Raw genomic sequence first — 204 nt, forward strand, 5'->3', positions numbered from 1 at the left:
CGGCGCTGTAAGGCTTAGCTTCCGGGTTCGGAATGTAACCGGGCGTTTCCCCTACGCTATGACCACCGAAACACTATGAAACACTCAACCGCACCACGCCATCACAACGTGGGGTTGTTCGTGGTTTCAGAACCAACACAGTGGACGCGAGCAACTGAGGACAAGCCCTCGGCCTATTAGTACCGGTCACCTCCACACCTCACG

1 rRNA gene is annotated in these 204 nt (G+C 56.4%); it reads right to left on the bottom strand.

What is annotated here, in order from left to right:
* A 5S ribosomal RNA gene (gene rrf, locus IG88_RS0138220) occupies positions 1-70 on the bottom strand; the annotation flags it as partial.
* Positions 71-204 lie beyond the last annotated feature (134 nt).

This window comes from Streptomyces sp. NRRL F-5650, from assembly GCF_000721365.1.
Taxonomy (GTDB): domain Bacteria; phylum Actinomycetota; class Actinomycetes; order Streptomycetales; family Streptomycetaceae; genus Streptomyces; species Streptomyces ardesiacus.